Genomic DNA, 18550 nt, shown 5'->3' with positions numbered 1-18550 from the left:
CAGCTCGTGCTGCCACAATTCAGACTTGTTAATTACGCTTTCCTGTACCCGGAAAAGCAAATAACCGTCTGGCCACATGTTCATGTGTATCCAGACGGTCATCCAATCCGTTAACCTTATTTTTTGCGATAGAAGAATGTTTCCGCTGTCTCCAGACCGTATTGTCCAGGTGAAAAGATCTGCTCTGTGCTGCCTACGAATAAAATGCCGCCTGGTCGTAAACTCGCTGCAAATTTATGATACAACACGTTTTTGGCTTCCTCGGTAAAATAGATCATTACATTCCGGCACACAATCAGATCATACCCATCATCAAATCGATCCAGCAGCAGATTCTGCTTCATAAACTTGATTGAGCTTTTGAGCTTATCATCGATTCGATAAACCAGGCCATCCTGTTTGAAATAGCGACTGGCTGTCTCTTTTGGAACATCCTTGAGCGAGCGTTCCATATAACGCCCTTCCTTGGCTTTGGCCAGTGCACCTTCGTCCAGATCACTCGCTGTAATGGAACTGTCCTTAAGAATTCCCATCGTATCCAAAATCATCGCAAGTGTATAAGGCTCTTCGCCAGTTGAACAAGCTGCACTCCATACCTTCACCCGGCGTTTAGGACCAATCAATTCAGGAAGTATCTCGTCACGGAGCACTTCCCAGCGGTTAGGATTTCGCCAAAATTCCGAAACGTTAATCGTCATCCGATCAAGAAATTCGTAAAACAGCGACTTATCCTTTTGCATGGCATCAAAAAAATTAGAAAATGTATGAAACCCGTTTTTGTTTCGAAGTGTGGTCAGCCGTCTTTTCATCTGGCCTTCCTTGTATTGAGCAAGATCAATGCCTGTGCTCTCTTTGATTTTCCGAATAAAACCGGCATAATCCGGGTCTAGTTGTTCCTGCTCCAGCATCGTATCACCCTTCTGGCTAATAAATTACAACCAGGCTGCGATGCTCTTGTCGTACGTTACCAATTCATCTGAAGTAAAGAAGTTCGCTGCTTCACGAGAAGCAGACTCCGGTGAATCGGCTCCATGAATCAGGTTATGCGGTGTGTGGCTCGCAAAGTCTCCGCGGATTGTACCCGGAGCAGCTTCCTTCACATTGGTTTTGCCGATAACGATTCGAGCAAGTGCCACAATGTCATCACCTTCCCAAACCATGGCAAATACAGGCCCGGATGTGATAAACTGCACCAGATCATCGAAGAACGGCTTCCCTTCATGTTCCGCATAATGGCGCTTGGCCTGATCCTCCGTCATCTGAACCAGTTTCCCAGCCACCATTTTAAACCCCTTGTCTTCCAGACGGCTAACGATACGCCCAATCAAACCACGCTGCACACCATCCGGCTTCACCATCAAAAATGTACGATCCATACGCTCACTCCTCACTCACGGTTCAAAGTTAGTTCATTATGTAGACGCAATCACTTTGATTGTAACATACATGTCCATTTCCTCCCAATGAGGAATCTCACATCTATGTCATTGGAGTAACCCGAGCAACATGCAGCATGATCATCTCAATGCATTTTAATGAGTGCGCTTGACAACAAAATGTGCAATATCGCGTAAATTTTTGCTGGTTTTGATATTGGGCAGCTGATCCAGAGCATCGAGCGCTTTCTTCATATATCGGTCAGCCAGTGCTTCAGCTTTAGCGATTCCTTGACTTTGGCGAATCATTCCAATTGCATCCGAAGCACTTGCCTGTCCTTCTTCACGCTGAACACGTGATATCTCGTTAAGCAATGGCTCACGCAGATCACGCTCCTGCAGAGCGTACAGGACTGGCAGCGTAATATTCCCCTGTTTCATATCGCTACCTGGGGGCTTGCCCAATTGCTTCTCCGTTCCAACCAGATCAAGGACGTCGTCCTGAATCTGAAAGGCCATACCCACGTTATATCCGTAAGTATAGAGCAGCGAAGAAACTTGTTTTGGTGCGCGTGTGGCTAGAGCTCCAAGCTGGCAGCTGACCGCAATCAGAAGCGCCGTTTTACGACGAATCCGCAGCAAGTAATTACGAACACTCTGCCCTGTATTGAAAAAGTCGCGAATCTGCTCCATCTCACCGATAGACATCTGCACCATCGCCTTAGCCAGGATACGATGGATGTCTGGCTCGGACAGGCCTGCCGTCATCTGAAGTGCCTTTCCATAGATATAATCCCCGGTGTACATGGCAATCCGGTTGTCCCATTTGGACTTCACCGTAGGTTTGCCTCTACGTGTCTCCGCATTGTCAATAACATCGTCATGTACCAGGGAAGCGGAATGAATCAATTCCAGCGGTACCGCAATCAACTTCAGGCGTTCAATGTCATATGTACCATATTTCCCGCCGAGCAATACAAATACTGGACGTAAACGTTTCCCACCAGCTTTGAGCAGATGAAGTGAAGTTTCACTTAGCAGCTTCTGATCTCCCTGCACACTGCGATACAATTCTTTTTCAATGTAATCCATGTCTTTTTTTAACAACCCGAAAATATCCAATAGTTTCATTCGTTCACCCGTGTCAGCGTATTATCAGTCCAAAAATCCATGCTTACCTTCCCCTCCAGCAAGTCGGGCCTGCAGGCATAACGAAAAACCAGGGCTTGCCGTTCCTGCTTGTGTTCTTCTATGTCGTACCACACTTCTTCGAATGTCATGGCTGACATCCGGGAATTAAACTCTTCGACTTGTTCTGAAACAAATCCAGAAGTTGCCGGAGCATGGGTCAAGGCTGTGGTTACATTAAAACTCTACCATCAGCGCTCACCAATACCCCGGGATGCCGGGGGCTAGCCGGTTATATAACCTACACATTTGAGTTTTAAAAAGTTATAGAAAACACCCCTGCTAGCCCCGTTGATCCGGTTCTCCCCATCTTGCAAACAGTTGATGTTGAATGCGCAGACTATCCAGTACTTTACCTACCAAAAACAAAATCAATTCTTCCATCGTCTGAGGTTTGTGATAAAACGCCGGCATGGCCGGAATCATCCGAACTCCCAAACGAGAGAGCTTGAGCATATTCTCCAGATGGATCGCATGCAGCGGTGTCTCCCTGGGTACCAGAATTAGCGGTCTTGCCTCCTTCATCATGACATCCGCAGCACGGGACATCAGATTATCTGAAGACCCCTGTGCAATGGAGGAGAGCGTTCCCATAGAGCATGGCATGATAATCATGCCATCAGCCAGGTAAGATCCGCTTGCAATTGAAGCGCCTATATCACTAACGGGATGATAGATCAGTGAACCGCCGAGGCCGCCGAATTTCTCTTCCAGCACGCCTTCACGATTCGTGACATCCCAATCCATTTCTTCTTTTAAAACCCGCCAGCCAGCATTAGATATCACCAGATGAACCGTGAAATCCAGGCCCAGCAGCGTTTCAATAAGTCTTATGCCATAAATACTTCCGCTGGCTCCGGTAATTCCGACCACAAGTCGTTTATTGTCCGGCTGCTGCATGTTTATTTCACCGCCAGATCAATCAGAGTAAACGTAAATACGACCAGACTCAGAACACTATTCATAGTAAAGAAAGCCGTCTGTACACGACTCATATCATTAGGCGATACAATATAGTGCTCATAGAAAAGAATACCATATGTGATCAGCATACCTGCACCATACCACCAGCTCAGATCCGTCATCAACAGAAGCGCCAAAAATCCGATGGCCGTAATAATGTGAAAGAACTTGGCTATGTTCAGCGACTTAATAAGTCCGAATCGGGAAGGAATGGAATGAAGCCCCTCTTCCTGATCAAACTCCAGATCCTGACATGCATAAATAATATCAAAGCCCGCAGTCCAGAACACAATCGTAACGTACAGCACAATGGCTGTCCAATCCATGGACCCCGTTACAGCAACCCAGCCTCCAAGTGGAGCAAGGCCAATCGTCATTCCTAGAACAACATGGCAGAGCCATGTGAATCGTTTGGTGTATGAATACAATACCAGCATAAACACTGCGATTGGCAGCAATTGCATGGATAACACATTAAGATTGGATGAAGCCCAGAATAACAATACAAACGAGACGATAATAAAGATAACGACCTCGCCGTTTTTGAGCAGGCCCGCTGGGATGGCACGCATAGCCGTCCGCGGATTTTTACCGTCGATCGCTTGGTCAATCATCCGATTAAGTCCAAATGCTGCACTGCGTGCACCAACCATGGCCAGCAGTACCCACATGATCTGCATCCAGGTTGGGAACGTATCGTTCACGACCATGGAGCCGAGAATGGCACCCATAAATGCAAAAGGTAAAGCAAAAAGCGTGTGTTCAATCTTAATCATTTCTAAAAAGATGCGAATTTTCCTAAACATGCTGATTCTCCTTGGTTCCAATATGCAGTGCCGCGATGCCTCCGGTCAGAGGATAGGCCTGCACTTGCTTCAATCCGGTTTCTTCGAAAATGGTAGCCAGTTCCTTCCTTCCCGGAAATAATGCCAGTGAATCCGGCAGCCACTTGTACTGTTCATAACGTTTGGCAAACAATTTGGCAAGCCTTGGCAGTACTTGTTCAAAATAAAAATAATAAATGCCTTTAAACGGTTGCCAGGTCGGCTTGGACAGTTCCAGACACACAACCATGCCACCTGGTTTTACTACGCGCTTCATTTCCGACAACACCTGTCTCAGATCAGGCACGTTACGAAGGCCAAACCCAATGGTTACATAATCAAATGAGTTATCTTCAAAAGGAAGTGACATGGCATTCCCCTGAACAAGCGTAATCTGCTTTTGTCTGTTTACGGCATTAACCTTGTTCTGCCCGACTTCAAGCATGTTGCTGCTAAAGTCCAGTCCATGCATGTGACCCGTTTCACTTGCTTCTGCCATCGCAAGCGTCCAGTCACAGGTGCCACAACACAAATCAAGTCCTGTATCCCCTTTGGACATGTTCATTTTCTTCATTGTGAATTTGCGCCAGGCTTTATGCCTGCGGAAACTCAGGATGTCATTCATGACATCATATTTCCCGGCTATACTCTGAAACACCGAATGTACGAACTCTTCTTTCGGTTTCGTCTCTGCGCTCCCCATTTGTCTCCCCCTCAATCTTCCCTTACTGCTGCGTGTGAAGGCTCCAGATACCCCAAATAGGTTTCCAAGATGGCATGCACCTCAACTAATCCCCGCTGGTCTTTTTCATCCTGCAGCAACAGCTTAATGCGGTTTGTACTTTCACGAAGCCTGTCCAGCAAAAGCCCATCCATTTGATACTTGATTACCATAGCGCCACATGCCCGCATATCCAGATCTGGCTGGCAAATCAAGTTCCGCTCGTCTCCGGTACCTTGTTCGTATATGTGCCAGAAAGCATAACTATGGCTGAATCTCTTCTCGTCATTCATTCGCAGCAGCTCTTCCACAACGGTCTCGCACAAGCTGAATTCAGCAAGAAGACTCTCCCATAGCTTTTGTTCCTGTAATCCAATCATGTCCGCAAAAGAAAGAAACAGCTGCATCTTCAGCTGTACCGTTTCACGCAAGTATTCTTCAGCCGAAACGAGAAGCTTTTTCATCCGATCATACAGAGTCATCTTGCGCACGTTGACTTCAGCTACGGCACCGCTGAGCTTGCCGATCATCTCAATACGACCAGCATGGGCAAGAAGCTGATAAAAGCGACTGCTCAAGTAATCACCAGCAAGAACGTTCAACTGACGTGAGCGCATCTCCTGCTCTTTCCGATCCCCGGAGATCGTATCGATTCGATCATGCGTATCCATGGCCAGCTGGACGAGCGAGGTAGCAAGAGTATAGAGCTCATCATGCTCCTTTTCATCTGTACGGCCCACAAACGCCTGCAGCAGACGAGCCCGGCTATCCGGAAACGGTGGTATTTCCGTATGTTGTCGAATCATGTCGTAATCCGTATATTTTTTTGCTAGTTGGGGTACGCGATATGAATTCATTCTCAGCCTCCGAGCCTTTGCATTGTTAAACCATTTCTGCACTACAATCTTATATATTATAGCATATGTTGAACGGTCACGCACTGAATCCTGCTATTCTATTAACCTTCGTTCAACAATTCGAATTGCTTCTTCCACAGATCAGTCTCCATAATGTGAAACCACTCTTTTATTTCACCGGATATGACAGGGCTTTTCCAATTTCGCAGCGTATCGATTGCATCTGTTGGCCACTCATTCCTTCGAATATCAGCAGCAAGCAGCAGATGCCTTTTGTGCAGCCACTCATCTTCTGCCATTATACGAAGCAGTATTTGTTCCACATTATCAAGACTGTGAAATCCTAGCTCGGCGACTGTTGCCATATTGTCATAAATTTCAGTGTAACTCGTTTTGGTACCCGTCACTTTCAGATCCAGTTTCAAAATGGACTGTTTCCACTCCACTTTTGCAATCGGTGTAGTTAGATGCATGGAGCTCAGCACGTCTACCAGATTCTCGTCCGAAAGTTCCTGTTTTTGCTCAGCTGCAGAAACCGGCTGTGCCCGCTCTCCGCCCAATGTTCGCATATGTAAGGTTTGCACAGCTACCAACAGGAAAACTGCTGCAACCGTTGCCAGCAGCGTAGCCGTCACGATCATCCGCGGTTTCATAAATGCCTCCCTGCCTTTACTTGTTAGTGTAGTCTGTCCGGTAAAGGCTCATACCTCATTGTACAATGAAAAAAAGCAGGCTATGCCTGCATTTTTCATTAATACCAAAAGTATTGGCCCTACTCGAATCCACTTCCTAAACAGGCAGGAGATTTCCGCAAGACGATGTAGTGCTCCCATGCAAGGAGTCAAAACCCGTCTTTCATTTTTTATTCCGATTCAATCTGGCCATGCTTCGTGATCATTGTAGCCTTACCGCGGATTTTGATCGCGGAGGTATGATTGGTAAACTGGGCAATCATGACTTCACCCTTGTCCAACTTCTCGGTATGATGAAAACGCGTGTCCTGACCTCGCGTCAAACCGATGACTTGAACTCCATTTTCCTCTGCTTTAATGACAATGTAATCACTGCCGGTTGGATGGTCCATTTACGTAACGTCCCCTCTCCTAATTGTTCAATAGCGTTAATGATGATTAAGATTGATTCATTTGTCAACTGAGTTTTGCTTGGCAAAGCTGCAATAATCTATGGGAACCGGGTCATACTACAGGAGACATGGCATAGAAAGGAGCCTCTACATGAAGTACACCCCTGCAACCTTGACAGACGAGCACATTCATCAGCTACAGGAAATTGAACAGCACCTTTCGGAAGCAGCAGGAGAAGATTTGATATTGATTGCTTATACCAAGCAATCGGATGCCCCTGGGGACACAAAAAATAGCGGGGCACATCGTTAGAAGACAAAAGAAAAGGCCGTGAACGAGTCACGGTCTTCTCTTTGACATATGGAATATGTAGAAATCTTATTTAATTCCGTCTTTGAGCGCTTTACCTGGTTTGAATGCAGGAATTTTGCTCGCAGGAATTTCGATTTCTTCACCTGTTTGCGGGTTACGTCCTTTGCGTGCAGAACGCTCGCGAACTTCGAAGTTCCCAAAACCAACCAATTGTACTTTGTCTCCGCTTTGAAGAGCCTCAGAGATTGCTTCGAATACGGCATCAACCGCTTTCGTTACATCCTTTTTGGACAATTCAGTCGCTTCAGACACGTGTGTAATCAAGTCTGATTTGTTCATTTGTTTTCACCTCCTGAATCAATGTCCTGAATGTTATACTGTGTTTCCGTTTTATAGCGAAATATACGTTCATACGCAAAAAATCTACGTACATCTTGAGCGTGATGAACACAATTCTCCGCCTGCGGTCAACAGTCATTTCCGGCAGAATGCCGCCTGAAACCAAGCGCGTTCCAGACGCGGAACAAATTTTATACTAATACAGACAGCACACAATTTCAAGTGCGGTTGCGGTTTAGCACGTAAAATGTCACCGCCAGAGCAAGAACGAGGACGCCACCTTTTACAATGTCATGAGTAAAATACTGGACATTCATCATGGTTAAACCGTTCACCAGTACACCAATCAGGACCGACCCAATGAAGGTTCCGATAACATTTGGTTTCCCCGCACCAAAGACAGAGAACCCTACAAACACAGCTGCTACCGATTCCATTAACAACGGAGATCCTGCATCAATCTGTCCCGATCCGACCTTGGAGGCATAGATAATCCCGCCTATTGCAGCAAACACACCAGCTGCCACATAGGCAAGCGTCCGCACTTTTTTCACCTTGATTCCGGACAAGCGCGCAGCCTCTTCATTGCCGCCTGTAACGTACATCTGGCGTCCGTATTTCGTATACGTCAAAAAGATATGAACACCGATGACTGCAATGAGAAGAAGGATAACCGATATGGGCATGCCGAGCCATTTCCCCTGACCAATCAGCAAGAACGTAGGGTCCATCTCTCCGGCTGCCTTGCTGCCATCTGGAAATTGCATATGATTATAAATGGTATAGCCTTGTGCGTACGTTTTGTGAATACCTCCGATAATGTACATGGTCGCCAGCGTGGCCAGCAGATCGGGAATCCGCAGTTTTACAATCAACAAGGCATTCAGCAGACCAATAACTGCCCCAATTACCAGCGGAACAATGATGACAACAGCGAGTGGTTGCTGATACCAGATCATTAATGAGGCAGTTACAACGGTCGTCAGTGAGACGGTAGCTCCTACCGAGAGATCAAATCCATCCACAATGAGAGATAACGTCACACCGATAGCAACAAAGGTCACGATGGATATCGACCCCAAAATGTCAGTCAGATTGCTGTAGGTAAAAAAGTAAGGCAATTTGATGCCAAAAAAAGCAATAACTCCGATGATAACGATAATCGCCCCGTAACGGAACGCAAAATCCATTGATTTGTCCTTCATCCCTGCACCTCTTGTCCACCGCTTGCGTAGTATAGCAGCTGTTCTTGGTTAGTCTCGCCACGCTTGAATTCTTTTACGATTTTCCCTTCACACATCACTGCAATCCGGTCTCCAATACCAAGTCCCTCGTCCAGCTCACATGTGAAATAGATGACCGCCTTGCCTGCCAAAGCCAGCTCGTTAATGATACGGAAGATGTCACTTTTGGCTCCAATATCCACCCCTTTGGTGGGTTCATCAAATATAAAGACATCAGCGTCCACATTCAGCCATTTGCCGATTGCTACCTTCTGCTGGTTACCTCCGCTTAGATACTTCACTTCCTGGCGTACCGAGGACATTTTAATGCCGAGCTGTTGAACCAGTGATTCCGCGTTTTCCCGCTCCTTTTTGCGACTCACGAATCCGAATGTACTAAGACGTCCGAGCAAGGGCAAACTCAGATTTCGTTCCACATTTTCCTGAATGAGAATCCCCTGTTTGCGACGTTCTTCGGGTACGGAAACAATGCCTGAAGCTGCAGCATCCGCGGGCTGTGAGAAGCGAAGCGGCCTTTCGTTTAAGCGGATATCCCCTTTCTCCAGTTGGTCTGCTCCAATCAGAAGACGAGAGCATTCCGTTTTGCCAGCACCGACCAGACCGACAACAGCCAGGACCTCACCGCGGCGTACAGACAAATCAACTCCCTTGACCTTGATTCCCCGGTGCAGTCCACGTGCTTCAAATATCACTTCGCCAATAGGTGCTTCTGTCTTCGGAAATTCCTCTTCGAATGGCTTGCCCAGCATTTGTGTGACCAGATCATTAACGGTAAGTCCACGCGCCTCACCCGTAAATACATGCTGTCCATCCCTCATGACGGTCACTCGATCACAATGCCCAGTTACCTCAGCTAGCCGGTGGGTAATAAATATGCACGCTACTCCTCGCTCTTTTAACAGATGAACGATTCGGAAAAAAGCATCGGTTTCTTCCTGGCTCAGCGGAGCAGTCGGTTCATCAAATATAATCACCTTGGCCTCCTGAATCAGGATGCGCGCCAGCAGAATCATCTGTTTCTCTGCAAGTGTAAGGTCCGCTACCTTTTGTTGAACGGCAATGTCTGCTCCCAATTCCTTAAGGGCTTCAAACGCACGCTGCTGGAGCTTACGCGGGCTCTTCCACCATCCACCGACTGGTGAAGCCAGCTGGTCCAGCATAATGTTCTCAGCTGCCGTCAGCTGCGGTACCAGTGCAGCATCGACCTCCTGATAGACACAGTGAATCCCGTTTGCCTTAGCGTCCCCCGGTGAATTTAGACGTAAATGCTGATCATTTAAACGAATCAGGCCCTGATCCAGTTGGTAGGCACCCGACAGAATTTTCATCAAGGTACTTTTTCCTGCTCCATTGGCGCCTAGCAGTGCATGAATCTCTCCACCTTTTACAGAGAAATCAACGTCTTTAAGTGCAGGAATGCCTGCAAACTGCTTATGAATATGTTCCATTTGAAGCAAAATTGGTGCGGTTGTCATGATGTAGACCTCCAATTCCTCCTCCAGGGAGTCATGCTATCCTTACAATCTGATGTTTTACTTTTCTGCCTGCAAAAAAGCGCACCTCGCGGCGCGCCTCTCTAACGCTGCTTTATTTAGCAGTGATTCCGTATTCCGCCATCCAATCCTTGATGCCCTGTGTACTTCCTCCCCAACCGTCAACATATTGGGACAATTCGGAAGTAGAGATTTGAGTCTCTGGCAGTGCTTCGCGTTGAACATAGACCGGATTGAGGACCACCTGATCTTCAGTCTCATCGCCATTCAGTTTCTGGTAGGCATAACGTACCTGAACACGTCCAATGTCTGTCGGGTCTACCGCTGCGGAAGCAACCCAAGGATTTTTCGGATCCTGAATCATTTGTAAATCCTCATCACTCATATCGATACCGTAAACTTTAATTTCGTCGCGACCCGCTTGCTGAATTGCGCGTGCAGCCCCTTTGGCAAACTCATCCCAAGCAGCCCAAACGGCTGTGATTTCGCCTTTCGGATATTGCTTCAGAATAGCCTCCATTTTGGCTTGTGTATCCAAAGCCGGGTTTTGTGCTGAGCCAAATGTGGCAATTTCCTTGATGTCTGTATTCTCTTTCATGAATTCGCCGTAAGCAATCTGGCGACGTTCCATAGGCGCGAATCCGGCCACCCATACTTTAACAATATTCCCTTGGCCATTAATATCCTTTTTCATTTGTTCCAGTGTAAGCTCCGCCATCTTCTGGTCGTCCTGAGACAATACGGTTGCTCCCGGTACTTGGATGGCTGCATCGAACACAACTACTGGAATGTTTTGTTCCACTGCTTTTTTCACACCCGGTTCCAAAAGCGAGTCCCCGTGATCCGTTAAGATCGCATCAAACTTCTGGTTAATTGCGCTGTCCAGCAGAGATACCATCTTGGCTTTATCATTATCGGCAACAAACGTCGTTAGCTCACCGCCGAATTTTTCAATTTCTTCTTTTACCCCTTGTACATATTGCTGCGAGAATGTGCCCGTGTTAAATTCCATAATTAGAGCAATACGTTTGCCACTCAGCGGGCCCGTCACCGCTTCTGTCTTGGGCTTGTCCTCTGATGCTCCGGAAGCTGGAGCTGCCGCCGGTTCTTTTTTGATCCCGCACGCGGACAGTGCCAATGTAAATACAAGCAGAACACTCAACCATACCCATTTCGTATCTTTCTTTTTCATCTCTGTCTCCCCCTATTCGTGCACTCTCTGTGACCTTGATCACAATAGTTGAGTATTAATATAACGGCTAATCCCTAGTATGTAAATGGGTTTTAACAATTTAAAGCTAAAACTCGCTAAGTTTTTTTCGAATATCATGTGGTATATATCCAGTTGTCCCATATTCAAGTAAATAATGGATAGCAAAAAGACCACAAGGAGAGCCTTGTGGTCTTTTGTTTTACAGAATGATGGCAATTAAGCCGCCTGAACCTTCGTTTATGATCCGTCCCAAAGTCTCCTGCAATTTGTACCTTGCATTGTCCGGCATCATAGCAATTTTGCCCTGAATACCTTCGCGCACGATGGAATGCAGCGAACGACCAAACATATCTGAATCCCATACTTTGATCGGATCGTTCTCGAAGTCCTGCATCAGGTACCTCACCAATTCTTCACTTTGCTTCTCCGTGCCGATAATCGGTGCAAACTCGGACTCCACATCGACCCGAATCATGTGAATAGAAGGTGCTGTTGCTTTCAGACGGACGCCGAATTTGGTACCTTGGCGAATGAGTTCCGGTTCATCCAGCGCCATCTCGGCGAGCGAAGGTGCCGCAATGCCGTAGCCGGTCGTTTTGACCATCTCCAAGGCTTCAGCGAAGCGATCATATTCCCGCTTGGCATGAGAGAATTCCTGCATCAACTGCAGCAGATGATCTTTGCCTCTGATTTCAATGCCGACCACTTCCACGAGGATCTGATCGTATAATTCATCAGGAGCGTACAGATCAATCTCAGCCACACCTTGACCCATGTTCATGCCGCTGAGTCCCGCGCGGTCGATGAACTCATACTCCATGAACTGGGAAACCACCCGGTCCACGTCACGCAGTCTACGAATGTCTTTCACCGTGTCACGCACGGAATTTTCATAGTTGTTGCGCAGCCAGTGGGTTTCATTCAAGACCATAACCCAGCTCGGCAGATTCACATTAACCTCATGTACAGGGAACTCATACAGGACTTCACGCAGCACGCCTGTCACATCATCTTCCGTCATCGTGGCCGCGCTTAATGTCATGACCGGAATATCATATTTAGCTGCCAATTCACTTCGCAATTGAAGAGCTTCTTCACTGCGAGGACGGGTAGAGTTGATGATCAGCACGAACGGTTTGCCAACCTCTTTCAGTTCGGCAATGACACGTTCTTCCGATTCCACGTAGGAACTGCGGGCAATCTCGGCAATGGTGCCATCTGTAGTAACCACAACACCCAGTGTGGAATGCTCCTGAATGACTTTGCGCGTGCCAATCTCCGCTGCTTCCTGGAACGGGATTGGCTCTTCGAACCACGGCGTGGAGATCATGCGTGGACCATTTTCATCCTCATAGCCCTTCGCACCCTCCACAGCGTACCCTACACAATCCACCAAACGTACATTTACATCGAGCCCTTCAGCCACTTTGATCTGGACTGCGTTATTCGGTACGAATTTCGGCTCGGTGGTCATAATCGTTTTGCCTGCTGCACTCTGTGGAAGTTCATCCACTGCACGGGCACGATCAGCCTCGCTTGCGATGTTTGGCAGTACGATCGTTTCCATGAATCGTTTAATAAATGTTGATTTCCCCGTCCGGACTGCGCCGACAACCCCGAGATAGATATCCCCTCCGGTCCGCTCAGCTATGTCCTTAAAAATGTCCACTTTCTCCAATGAAATCCCCTCCCTAAATTACTCCGAAGGAAAAATGCTAAAGAGCATCCGCTTCGTTTTTTCAATCAGAAGACTGAAATCCCTGCAACGGTAGAGCCGCCTTTGTGAGTGCCCGGAAGTCGTCCGCCGCCGAACGTTGCATTCTGATGAAACCGGCGAAAGCGGCGTTAACTCGTACATGCAATTGGACTAGTATCATCTTATGTATCCGTATGCAGCAATATGACGCGTTTTTTTGTTTTTTTCTCAGGTCTTCAACTCCGGGAAGTTGCCCCGCTCTCGGACTGCGCGTCATTATTTCAATCTACTTTATGAACACCGGGTCGCATTTATGCTGGTTTCATTCATTTCTATTTGGGGTATCGGTGCGTTGGAGTTATAGGTATACTATGAAGGAACCATGATTACAGAGCCGAGCTGAGATGGATTGAAAACGAGATGAGAAAGGTGAGAAGAGCATGGCACAGATTAAAATTTTCGGCATACGTGAGCAGTTAAATCCAATGAAAGAACAGCTTTCTAACGTGATTCATTCCGTTCTGATGGATGTGCTGGGACTGCCAGAGACCAAACGGTTCCATCGTTACTTCCCCATGGATGCGGAGGATTTCCAGTACCCACAAGATCGATCAGCAGCATACACCATTGTTGAAATCAGTATGTTCGAAGGAAGATCTGTTGAGACAAAGAAAGATTTAATCCAGCAATTATGTAAACAAATCAATGAGAAACTCATGTTGTCTGTCCATGATTTGGAGATTACCATTTTCGAAACACCACGCGCTCACTGGGGCATCCGCGGAATGACCGGCGATGAACTTAAGTTGAACTACAACGTTGAGGTCTGACGTGGTACTCCAAACGGTTTACTCAAGTTCCTGAGAGCTTATATGCACCCAAAAAAAGAGATACGCCTCGGTGAGGTGTATCTCTTTCTTAGGTTCATTTCATCTAAGGTTTGTCTTGTGCCACTGGAGCATTATTCTTCCAGGTATAACTGACAGATTTTACAGGAACAAAATGGGAGTGCTCCAGCAAAAACTCGCGCACATCATCAACCTCTGCTGGAGAACGATCCGATTTCTCCACCGCTTGCATGATATCGAAGGCATAATCAACATACACCTTGCCTTCACCATCCATGATAAATGGTAACTCCTGACCGGAATATACACTGTTCAGTGTAACCTCAGGAGCACCTGCCTGAGCGGCTTGTTTCATGTCTACAGCGTAGAGACCGGTGTACAATTCCTCCGCGGCAGGCAGTTTACCGTTATGTACTGATTTATACTGATTAACCATGCGCTGTACATCATTGACCTTCTGTACTGTCTGCAAGTCCATCACCTTTACAGTGGGTGCTGTCTCTTCATTTTGAATAAGGAAGTAAGCGCTCCCACCACTTTCAAAAGCAGTACCTGGAATTTCGTCCAGATAACCTTGCTGTTTCAACTTCGGTAGATCCACTCTGAATTTTTCATATTTCGGCGTCTCCATATCCGCATTAATCATGGGCAGAATGCCCTGATCCTTCTGAAATGCCTCTACAGCACTCTGTATCCGATTCACACTCTCCCTGTATGCGATTTTGGGATCATCATTACTCTGGGAGGGATACATGCAACCACTCACTGTAGCAACCATTAAAATTAACAGAAGACAGCGGACTCCCTGGATCCCGTACCTCCACCCCGAACTCATGAAGAGCCAATCTTTGTCTTCGTTCATCCGCATCCTCCTTGAATCTGAAGAGTCCAAAGGGAAACCTATCCAATGGAGCTCCATTCAGGTTAGTTTCAGAACCAATCGTCATTCTCCTGCTGCTGGCGTTCCAACTGCTTACGTATTGCAGCTTTGAGCGGATCTTCCGGAACATGAACAGACACTGATCCCCTCACCTTGGCCTGACAAGCAAGACGAGTTCCTGCTTCCAGCAGGGAACCCAGTTTCCTTTGTTCAGCATCTGTAGGAGGGTGCAGAGCCTGCAGCTGATCATCATCTACGTTGACCTTGCACATTAGACAAGCGGCTTTTCCGTCGCAACGGGTTGGAATTTTCACTCCAGCACGACGTGCGGCACTGAGCAGGTTCACTCCCGCTTTTATGCGGATGCTTTTATTTTGCGGTAAAAATGTAATCGTGTGCTCCATCCTTTTGCCTCCTCCCACCTATGAAGTCCATGCAAAACCGACCAACGCTTTTACCTCAGCTGAGAATTGGCTTGTCCACACATTATGCTTACCCAATGAAGCCAGTAAGGGTTGATGCAACTGTGGATCTTTCCGAATTGCTTCGGCAATAGGCTCATAACGGTCAGCTCGACCTCTCAGAAGATTAAAAAGCAACTCATGCGCAAGGGGCATCAATCGTAAAGTGTAAGTATCCAGTTGAGCTTGAGGGGCATGGTGAACCAGGAGCTGTTCAATCTCAATCCGGTACCAGCTCTGCCGAGACCAGACTTCAAACCCGCCCACGAGTTCAAGTGCACACTCTCCGACTTGATAATGACTCAGCAAAGAAGCATAAGGCCCCGTTCGATCTACCACCGGTTTGTCCAGTGCGATTCCTGGGGCGGACTGATGCAGCCCATGCGCAGCAGCCAGATCAGCGTACACGTCAATATCTCTGGGAGCCTGCTGCAACTCGACCTGCTGCAACAGTAATCCGCAGCTTCCCCCAAGCAGCCAAGTATAAGGTACTGTATTCCAGGTTTTTGCCGTTTCCAGCAACGCAGCGTGCAATTCCGGATAGCGCCCTGTAAGGCCCTCTGTTTCCTGCGGTCCCACCCGGCTCACCTTCCCTTCATCCGTTTTCATTGTGTCAGTTCTTATGGTGTACTTATGCGGATGTTATGCTACAGGCAAGAAAAAGATCAAGTGAGCGATGCAATTCCGCCGAAAAAACCAATCAGCATAATCAAAAACGCGATTAATGACAGAATCCCTCGTACAATGCCTTTGGTTTTGGCTCTTGCGAAGGTTATCAGGAATACAGACAATCCCATAATCAGAATCGCAACCAATGACAGCCACATCTTGTCCATTGCGCTCATAATCCAGCAGTCTCCCCTTCAATCCGTTATTCATCACTGACACGGTGACAATTGAAATTATTATAACATGAAATTCAGAGGACTTTTCCAAAAAAAAGACAAAAAGAAAGCCAGCAACAGCTGACTCATCTTTTTATCTTACATACCCACTTGCAGATGCAAAACGATCTATTATTTTTTCATCATCATTTTCATTAATGACTCCATACTGTTTGGATTCAGTCCGCTCTTTTTGACCGCACTTACAATATCCTGAACCGTATCTTCAGATACCGGAACTTTCGCCATGGCCGATACTTGTTTGATCAATTGGCGCAACTGAGCTTCATTCTGCATGGTGGACGGTTTTACTGTGCTCGCCAATTTCTTGACAGCACCTTCTGTAATTGTTTTGCCCGTTTTTTTGTTGATCGCTTTCAGTGCATCCTTAGAAATGTTGTTACCCATTCGTCTCCCCTCCTCCGGCAATACTCATGTGTATAGTATGAGTGTACCAGTGAAAAGGTGAATAAGCTTCTTGATCTCAAGTGAGTGAAGCAATCGTGAATCAGGAATGCCACTGCTCCCATGTTTCCAGTTTCATAACTTCCATTTCGGTCTTGGGATCTCGGCCCATAAGTGCCTCAACAGCATCACGCGGCTCACGATTCTGAAAGAGAACATGGTACAGTTGATCCGCAATCGGCATCTGCACCCCGTATTTTTGAGAGATAAAATAGGCTGCTTTTGTCGTACGAATTCCTTCTACCACCATTCCCATGGAATTCAGCACATCCTCAAGCTTTTGTCCCTGCCCCAGCATGGAACCCGCCCGCCAGTTACGGCTATGTTGGCTCGTCGCGGTAACGACCAAGTCACCGATTCCTGCGAGGCCCGAAAACGTAAGCGGGTTTGCTCCCATCTCCACGCCAATCCGTGTGATTTCTGCCAAACCGCGAGTCAATAGAGCTGCTTTTGCATTATCTCCGAAGTCCAGGCCATCCGACATCCCTGCCCCAAGTGCGATAATATTTTTAAAAGCACCTGCCAACTCCACGCCAAGCATATCCCGATTCGTATACACACGGAAATAGGCATTCATGAATAATGCCTGAGCGGCATCTGCTGCAGCTTTGTCCAGTGAAGCCACAACCACCGTTGTAGGACAGCGTTTGACCACTTCTTCAGCATGACTCGGACCCGAAAGTACAACGATATGCCCTTCTTCGCACTCAAGTTCCTCGGAGATCACCGTCGACATCCGTTTGAGACTTTCCGTTTCAAATCCTTTGGTTGCATGAATTATTAACATGTCGGGCGTATAATACGCCTTGAGTTGGTTGACTACCGACCGCATGGCTGAGGAAGGCGCAACAATTAAAACAGCCGAAGCACCCTGAACCGCATCCCCCATATTTGTCGTGGCCTGAATGCGGGTTGATAACTCTGCACCAGGAAGAAAACGACTGTTCCGATGCTGGTTGTTAATTTCGGCGGCCTGCTCTTCACCACGTGTCCACATCGTCACTTCCAGCCCATTGGCGGCCAGCACACTTGCGAGAGCGGTCCCCCAACTGCCTGCGACCAGGACGGCAACTTTTTTAGACAACGCGTTTTCCACCCCCAGGTTTGTTCGATCCTAATTTATTTTCCTGTCCACTGGCAAGCTTCGCAATGTTGGTGCGATGTCTCCAAAAAGCAAACAGACAAATAATCAGACTTCCCCAGAATAAATTCATGGAATATCCCGGGAACACTAGGATGAAGATCGGTGTTAAAGCCACGAAAATAAGAGAACCCAGTGAAACGTAACGTGTCAAAACGATGGACAGGATTGCAATAATTCCGGCAGATACTGCAGGAACGATGGCAAGAGTAGCGAGTACGCCAATTGCTGTTGCAATTCCTTTTCCCCCACGGAATCGGAAGTAGAGCGGCCAGTTATGTCCTGCAATCGCTGCTATACCACAAATTGCAGGGATCCACTCGGAACCGTCACTGAGCCACACTCCAATCCATACAGCTGCAATCCCTTTAAGGACATCCAGGAGCAGGACAAGAATAGCCGGGCCTTTACCCAATATTCGCAATGTATTGGTAGCACCTGCGTTTCCGCTGCCATGCTGACGAATGTCGATCCCCCGTATTGCCTTTGCAAGGAGGACACTAAAGCTGATTGAACCGAGTAAATAGCTCAGTACAATCGCTGCGATTGGTAAAATCACA

General features: G+C 47.3%; 24 protein-coding genes. 2 read left to right on the top strand and 22 right to left on the bottom strand.

Going from position 1 to position 18550, the window contains the following annotated elements:
- Positions 1 to 116: 116 nt before the first annotated feature.
- From ABGV42_RS26080 to mtrB, 10 genes are all read right to left on the bottom strand, one after another.
- The gene (locus tag ABGV42_RS26080; RefSeq protein WP_347384319.1) at positions 117 to 908 is read right to left on the bottom strand and encodes a CheR family methyltransferase; all 792 of its coding nucleotides are present in this window, start codon (positions 906 to 908) and stop codon (positions 117 to 119) included.
- A gap of 24 nt (positions 909 to 932) precedes the next feature.
- Positions 933 to 1376 carry a nucleoside-diphosphate kinase gene (gene ndk, locus ABGV42_RS26075; RefSeq protein ID WP_239305002.1) on the bottom strand — a complete coding sequence of 148 codons (444 nt, stop codon included), beginning with the start codon at positions 1374 to 1376 and terminating at the stop codon, positions 933 to 935.
- Between the two features lie 156 nt (positions 1377 to 1532).
- The gene (locus ABGV42_RS26070; RefSeq protein WP_347384318.1) at positions 1533 to 2507 is read right to left on the bottom strand and encodes a polyprenyl synthetase family protein; all 975 of its coding nucleotides are present in this window, start codon (positions 2505 to 2507) and stop codon (positions 1533 to 1535) included.
- Positions 2504 to 2665 (bottom strand): hypothetical protein, encoded by a 162-nt coding sequence (locus tag ABGV42_RS26065; RefSeq protein WP_347384317.1) that lies wholly within the window; start codon positions 2663 to 2665, stop codon positions 2504 to 2506. The genes ABGV42_RS26070 and ABGV42_RS26065 overlap by 4 nt, the downstream gene beginning before the upstream one ends.
- A gap of 181 nt (positions 2666 to 2846) precedes the next feature.
- Entirely contained in the window at positions 2847 to 3464 is a 618-nt protein-coding gene (locus ABGV42_RS26060) for a UbiX family flavin prenyltransferase (RefSeq protein WP_347384316.1), read from the bottom strand.
- 2 nt (positions 3465 to 3466) lie between these two features.
- Positions 3467 to 4333, bottom strand: coding sequence for a UbiA-like polyprenyltransferase (locus tag ABGV42_RS26055; RefSeq protein ID WP_347384315.1), 867 nt, complete (start codon positions 4331 to 4333; stop codon positions 3467 to 3469).
- Positions 4326 to 5054 (bottom strand): demethylmenaquinone methyltransferase, encoded by a 729-nt coding sequence (locus ABGV42_RS26050; protein WP_239304998.1) that lies wholly within the window; start codon positions 5052 to 5054, stop codon positions 4326 to 4328. The genes ABGV42_RS26055 and ABGV42_RS26050 overlap by 8 nt, the downstream gene beginning before the upstream one ends.
- Before the next feature lie 11 nt (positions 5055 to 5065).
- Positions 5066 to 5929 carry a heptaprenyl diphosphate synthase component 1 gene (locus ABGV42_RS26045; protein WP_347384314.1) on the bottom strand — a complete coding sequence of 288 codons (864 nt, stop codon included), beginning with the start codon at positions 5927 to 5929 and terminating at the stop codon, positions 5066 to 5068.
- Positions 5930 to 6030: 101 nt separating this feature from the next.
- The gene (locus tag ABGV42_RS26040; RefSeq protein WP_347384313.1) at positions 6031 to 6582 is read right to left on the bottom strand and encodes a hypothetical protein; all 552 of its coding nucleotides are present in this window, start codon (positions 6580 to 6582) and stop codon (positions 6031 to 6033) included.
- 209 nt (positions 6583 to 6791) lie between these two features.
- Complete coding sequence (gene mtrB / locus ABGV42_RS26035) at positions 6792 to 7013, bottom strand: trp RNA-binding attenuation protein MtrB (protein WP_095292880.1); 222 nt, start codon at positions 7011 to 7013, stop codon at positions 6792 to 6794.
- Between the two features lie 151 nt (positions 7014 to 7164).
- Here mtrB and ABGV42_RS26030 point away from each other — a divergent pair, with 151 nt between their 5' ends.
- Positions 7165 to 7326, top strand: coding sequence for a hypothetical protein (locus tag ABGV42_RS26030; RefSeq protein WP_347384312.1), 162 nt, complete (start codon positions 7165 to 7167; stop codon positions 7324 to 7326).
- A 66-nt stretch (positions 7327 to 7392) separates the two neighbouring features.
- On the opposite strand, the gene ABGV42_RS26025 is transcribed toward ABGV42_RS26030, so the two are convergent.
- From ABGV42_RS26025 to spoIVA, 5 genes are all read right to left on the bottom strand, one after another.
- Complete coding sequence (locus ABGV42_RS26025) at positions 7393 to 7665, bottom strand: HU family DNA-binding protein (RefSeq protein ID WP_024630670.1); 273 nt, start codon at positions 7663 to 7665, stop codon at positions 7393 to 7395.
- A 218-nt stretch (positions 7666 to 7883) separates the two neighbouring features.
- On the bottom strand, positions 7884 to 8870 hold the full coding sequence (locus ABGV42_RS26020) for an ABC transporter permease (RefSeq protein ID WP_154895605.1): 987 nt from the start codon (positions 8868 to 8870) through the stop codon (positions 7884 to 7886).
- Positions 8867 to 10384 carry a sugar ABC transporter ATP-binding protein gene (locus tag ABGV42_RS26015; protein ID WP_347384311.1) on the bottom strand — a complete coding sequence of 506 codons (1518 nt, stop codon included), beginning with the start codon at positions 10382 to 10384 and terminating at the stop codon, positions 8867 to 8869. The genes ABGV42_RS26020 and ABGV42_RS26015 overlap by 4 nt, the downstream gene beginning before the upstream one ends.
- A gap of 112 nt (positions 10385 to 10496) precedes the next feature.
- The gene (locus ABGV42_RS26010; protein WP_347384310.1) at positions 10497 to 11594 is read right to left on the bottom strand and encodes a sugar ABC transporter substrate-binding protein; all 1098 of its coding nucleotides are present in this window, start codon (positions 11592 to 11594) and stop codon (positions 10497 to 10499) included.
- 220 nt (positions 11595 to 11814) lie between these two features.
- Positions 11815 to 13293: a stage IV sporulation protein A gene (gene spoIVA / locus ABGV42_RS26005; protein ID WP_127540262.1), complete on the bottom strand. Its 1479-nt coding sequence runs from the start codon at positions 13291 to 13293 to the stop codon at positions 11815 to 11817.
- Between the two features lie 458 nt (positions 13294 to 13751).
- On the opposite strand from spoIVA, the gene ABGV42_RS26000 reads away from it, so the two are divergent.
- Entirely contained in the window at positions 13752 to 14141 is a 390-nt protein-coding gene (locus tag ABGV42_RS26000; RefSeq protein WP_347384309.1) for a tautomerase family protein, read from the top strand.
- A 103-nt stretch (positions 14142 to 14244) separates the two neighbouring features.
- Here ABGV42_RS26000 and ABGV42_RS25995 read toward each other — a convergent pair whose 3' ends face one another.
- From ABGV42_RS25995 to plsY, 7 genes are all read right to left on the bottom strand, one after another.
- Entirely contained in the window at positions 14245 to 15021 is a 777-nt protein-coding gene (locus ABGV42_RS25995; RefSeq protein WP_347384308.1) for a hypothetical protein, read from the bottom strand.
- 68 nt (positions 15022 to 15089) lie between these two features.
- Complete coding sequence (locus ABGV42_RS25990) at positions 15090 to 15443, bottom strand: 2Fe-2S iron-sulfur cluster-binding protein (RefSeq protein WP_347384307.1); 354 nt, start codon at positions 15441 to 15443, stop codon at positions 15090 to 15092.
- 18 nt (positions 15444 to 15461) lie between these two features.
- Positions 15462 to 16109 (bottom strand): hypothetical protein, encoded by a 648-nt coding sequence (locus ABGV42_RS25985; protein ID WP_347384306.1) that lies wholly within the window; start codon positions 16107 to 16109, stop codon positions 15462 to 15464.
- A gap of 56 nt (positions 16110 to 16165) precedes the next feature.
- Positions 16166 to 16345 carry a DUF2768 family protein gene (locus ABGV42_RS25980; protein ID WP_017687688.1) on the bottom strand — a complete coding sequence of 60 codons (180 nt, stop codon included), beginning with the start codon at positions 16343 to 16345 and terminating at the stop codon, positions 16166 to 16168.
- A 171-nt stretch (positions 16346 to 16516) separates the two neighbouring features.
- The gene (locus ABGV42_RS25975) at positions 16517 to 16792 is read right to left on the bottom strand and encodes a stage VI sporulation protein F (RefSeq protein ID WP_056696692.1); all 276 of its coding nucleotides are present in this window, start codon (positions 16790 to 16792) and stop codon (positions 16517 to 16519) included.
- Positions 16793 to 16892: 100 nt separating this feature from the next.
- The gene (locus tag ABGV42_RS25970; protein WP_347384305.1) at positions 16893 to 17933 is read right to left on the bottom strand and encodes an NAD(P)H-dependent glycerol-3-phosphate dehydrogenase; all 1041 of its coding nucleotides are present in this window, start codon (positions 17931 to 17933) and stop codon (positions 16893 to 16895) included.
- Positions 17926 to 18549: a glycerol-3-phosphate 1-O-acyltransferase PlsY gene (plsY, locus tag ABGV42_RS25965; protein WP_347384304.1), complete on the bottom strand. Its 624-nt coding sequence runs from the start codon at positions 18547 to 18549 to the stop codon at positions 17926 to 17928. The genes ABGV42_RS25970 and plsY overlap by 8 nt, the downstream gene beginning before the upstream one ends.
- Position 18550 lies beyond the last annotated feature (1 nt).

Source organism: Paenibacillus pabuli, assembly GCF_039831995.1.
Taxonomy (GTDB): domain Bacteria; phylum Bacillota; class Bacilli; order Paenibacillales; family Paenibacillaceae; genus Paenibacillus; species Paenibacillus pabuli_C.
Note: the sequence above shows the minus strand (reverse complement) of the source record. Positions and strands in the feature narration are given on the sequence as shown.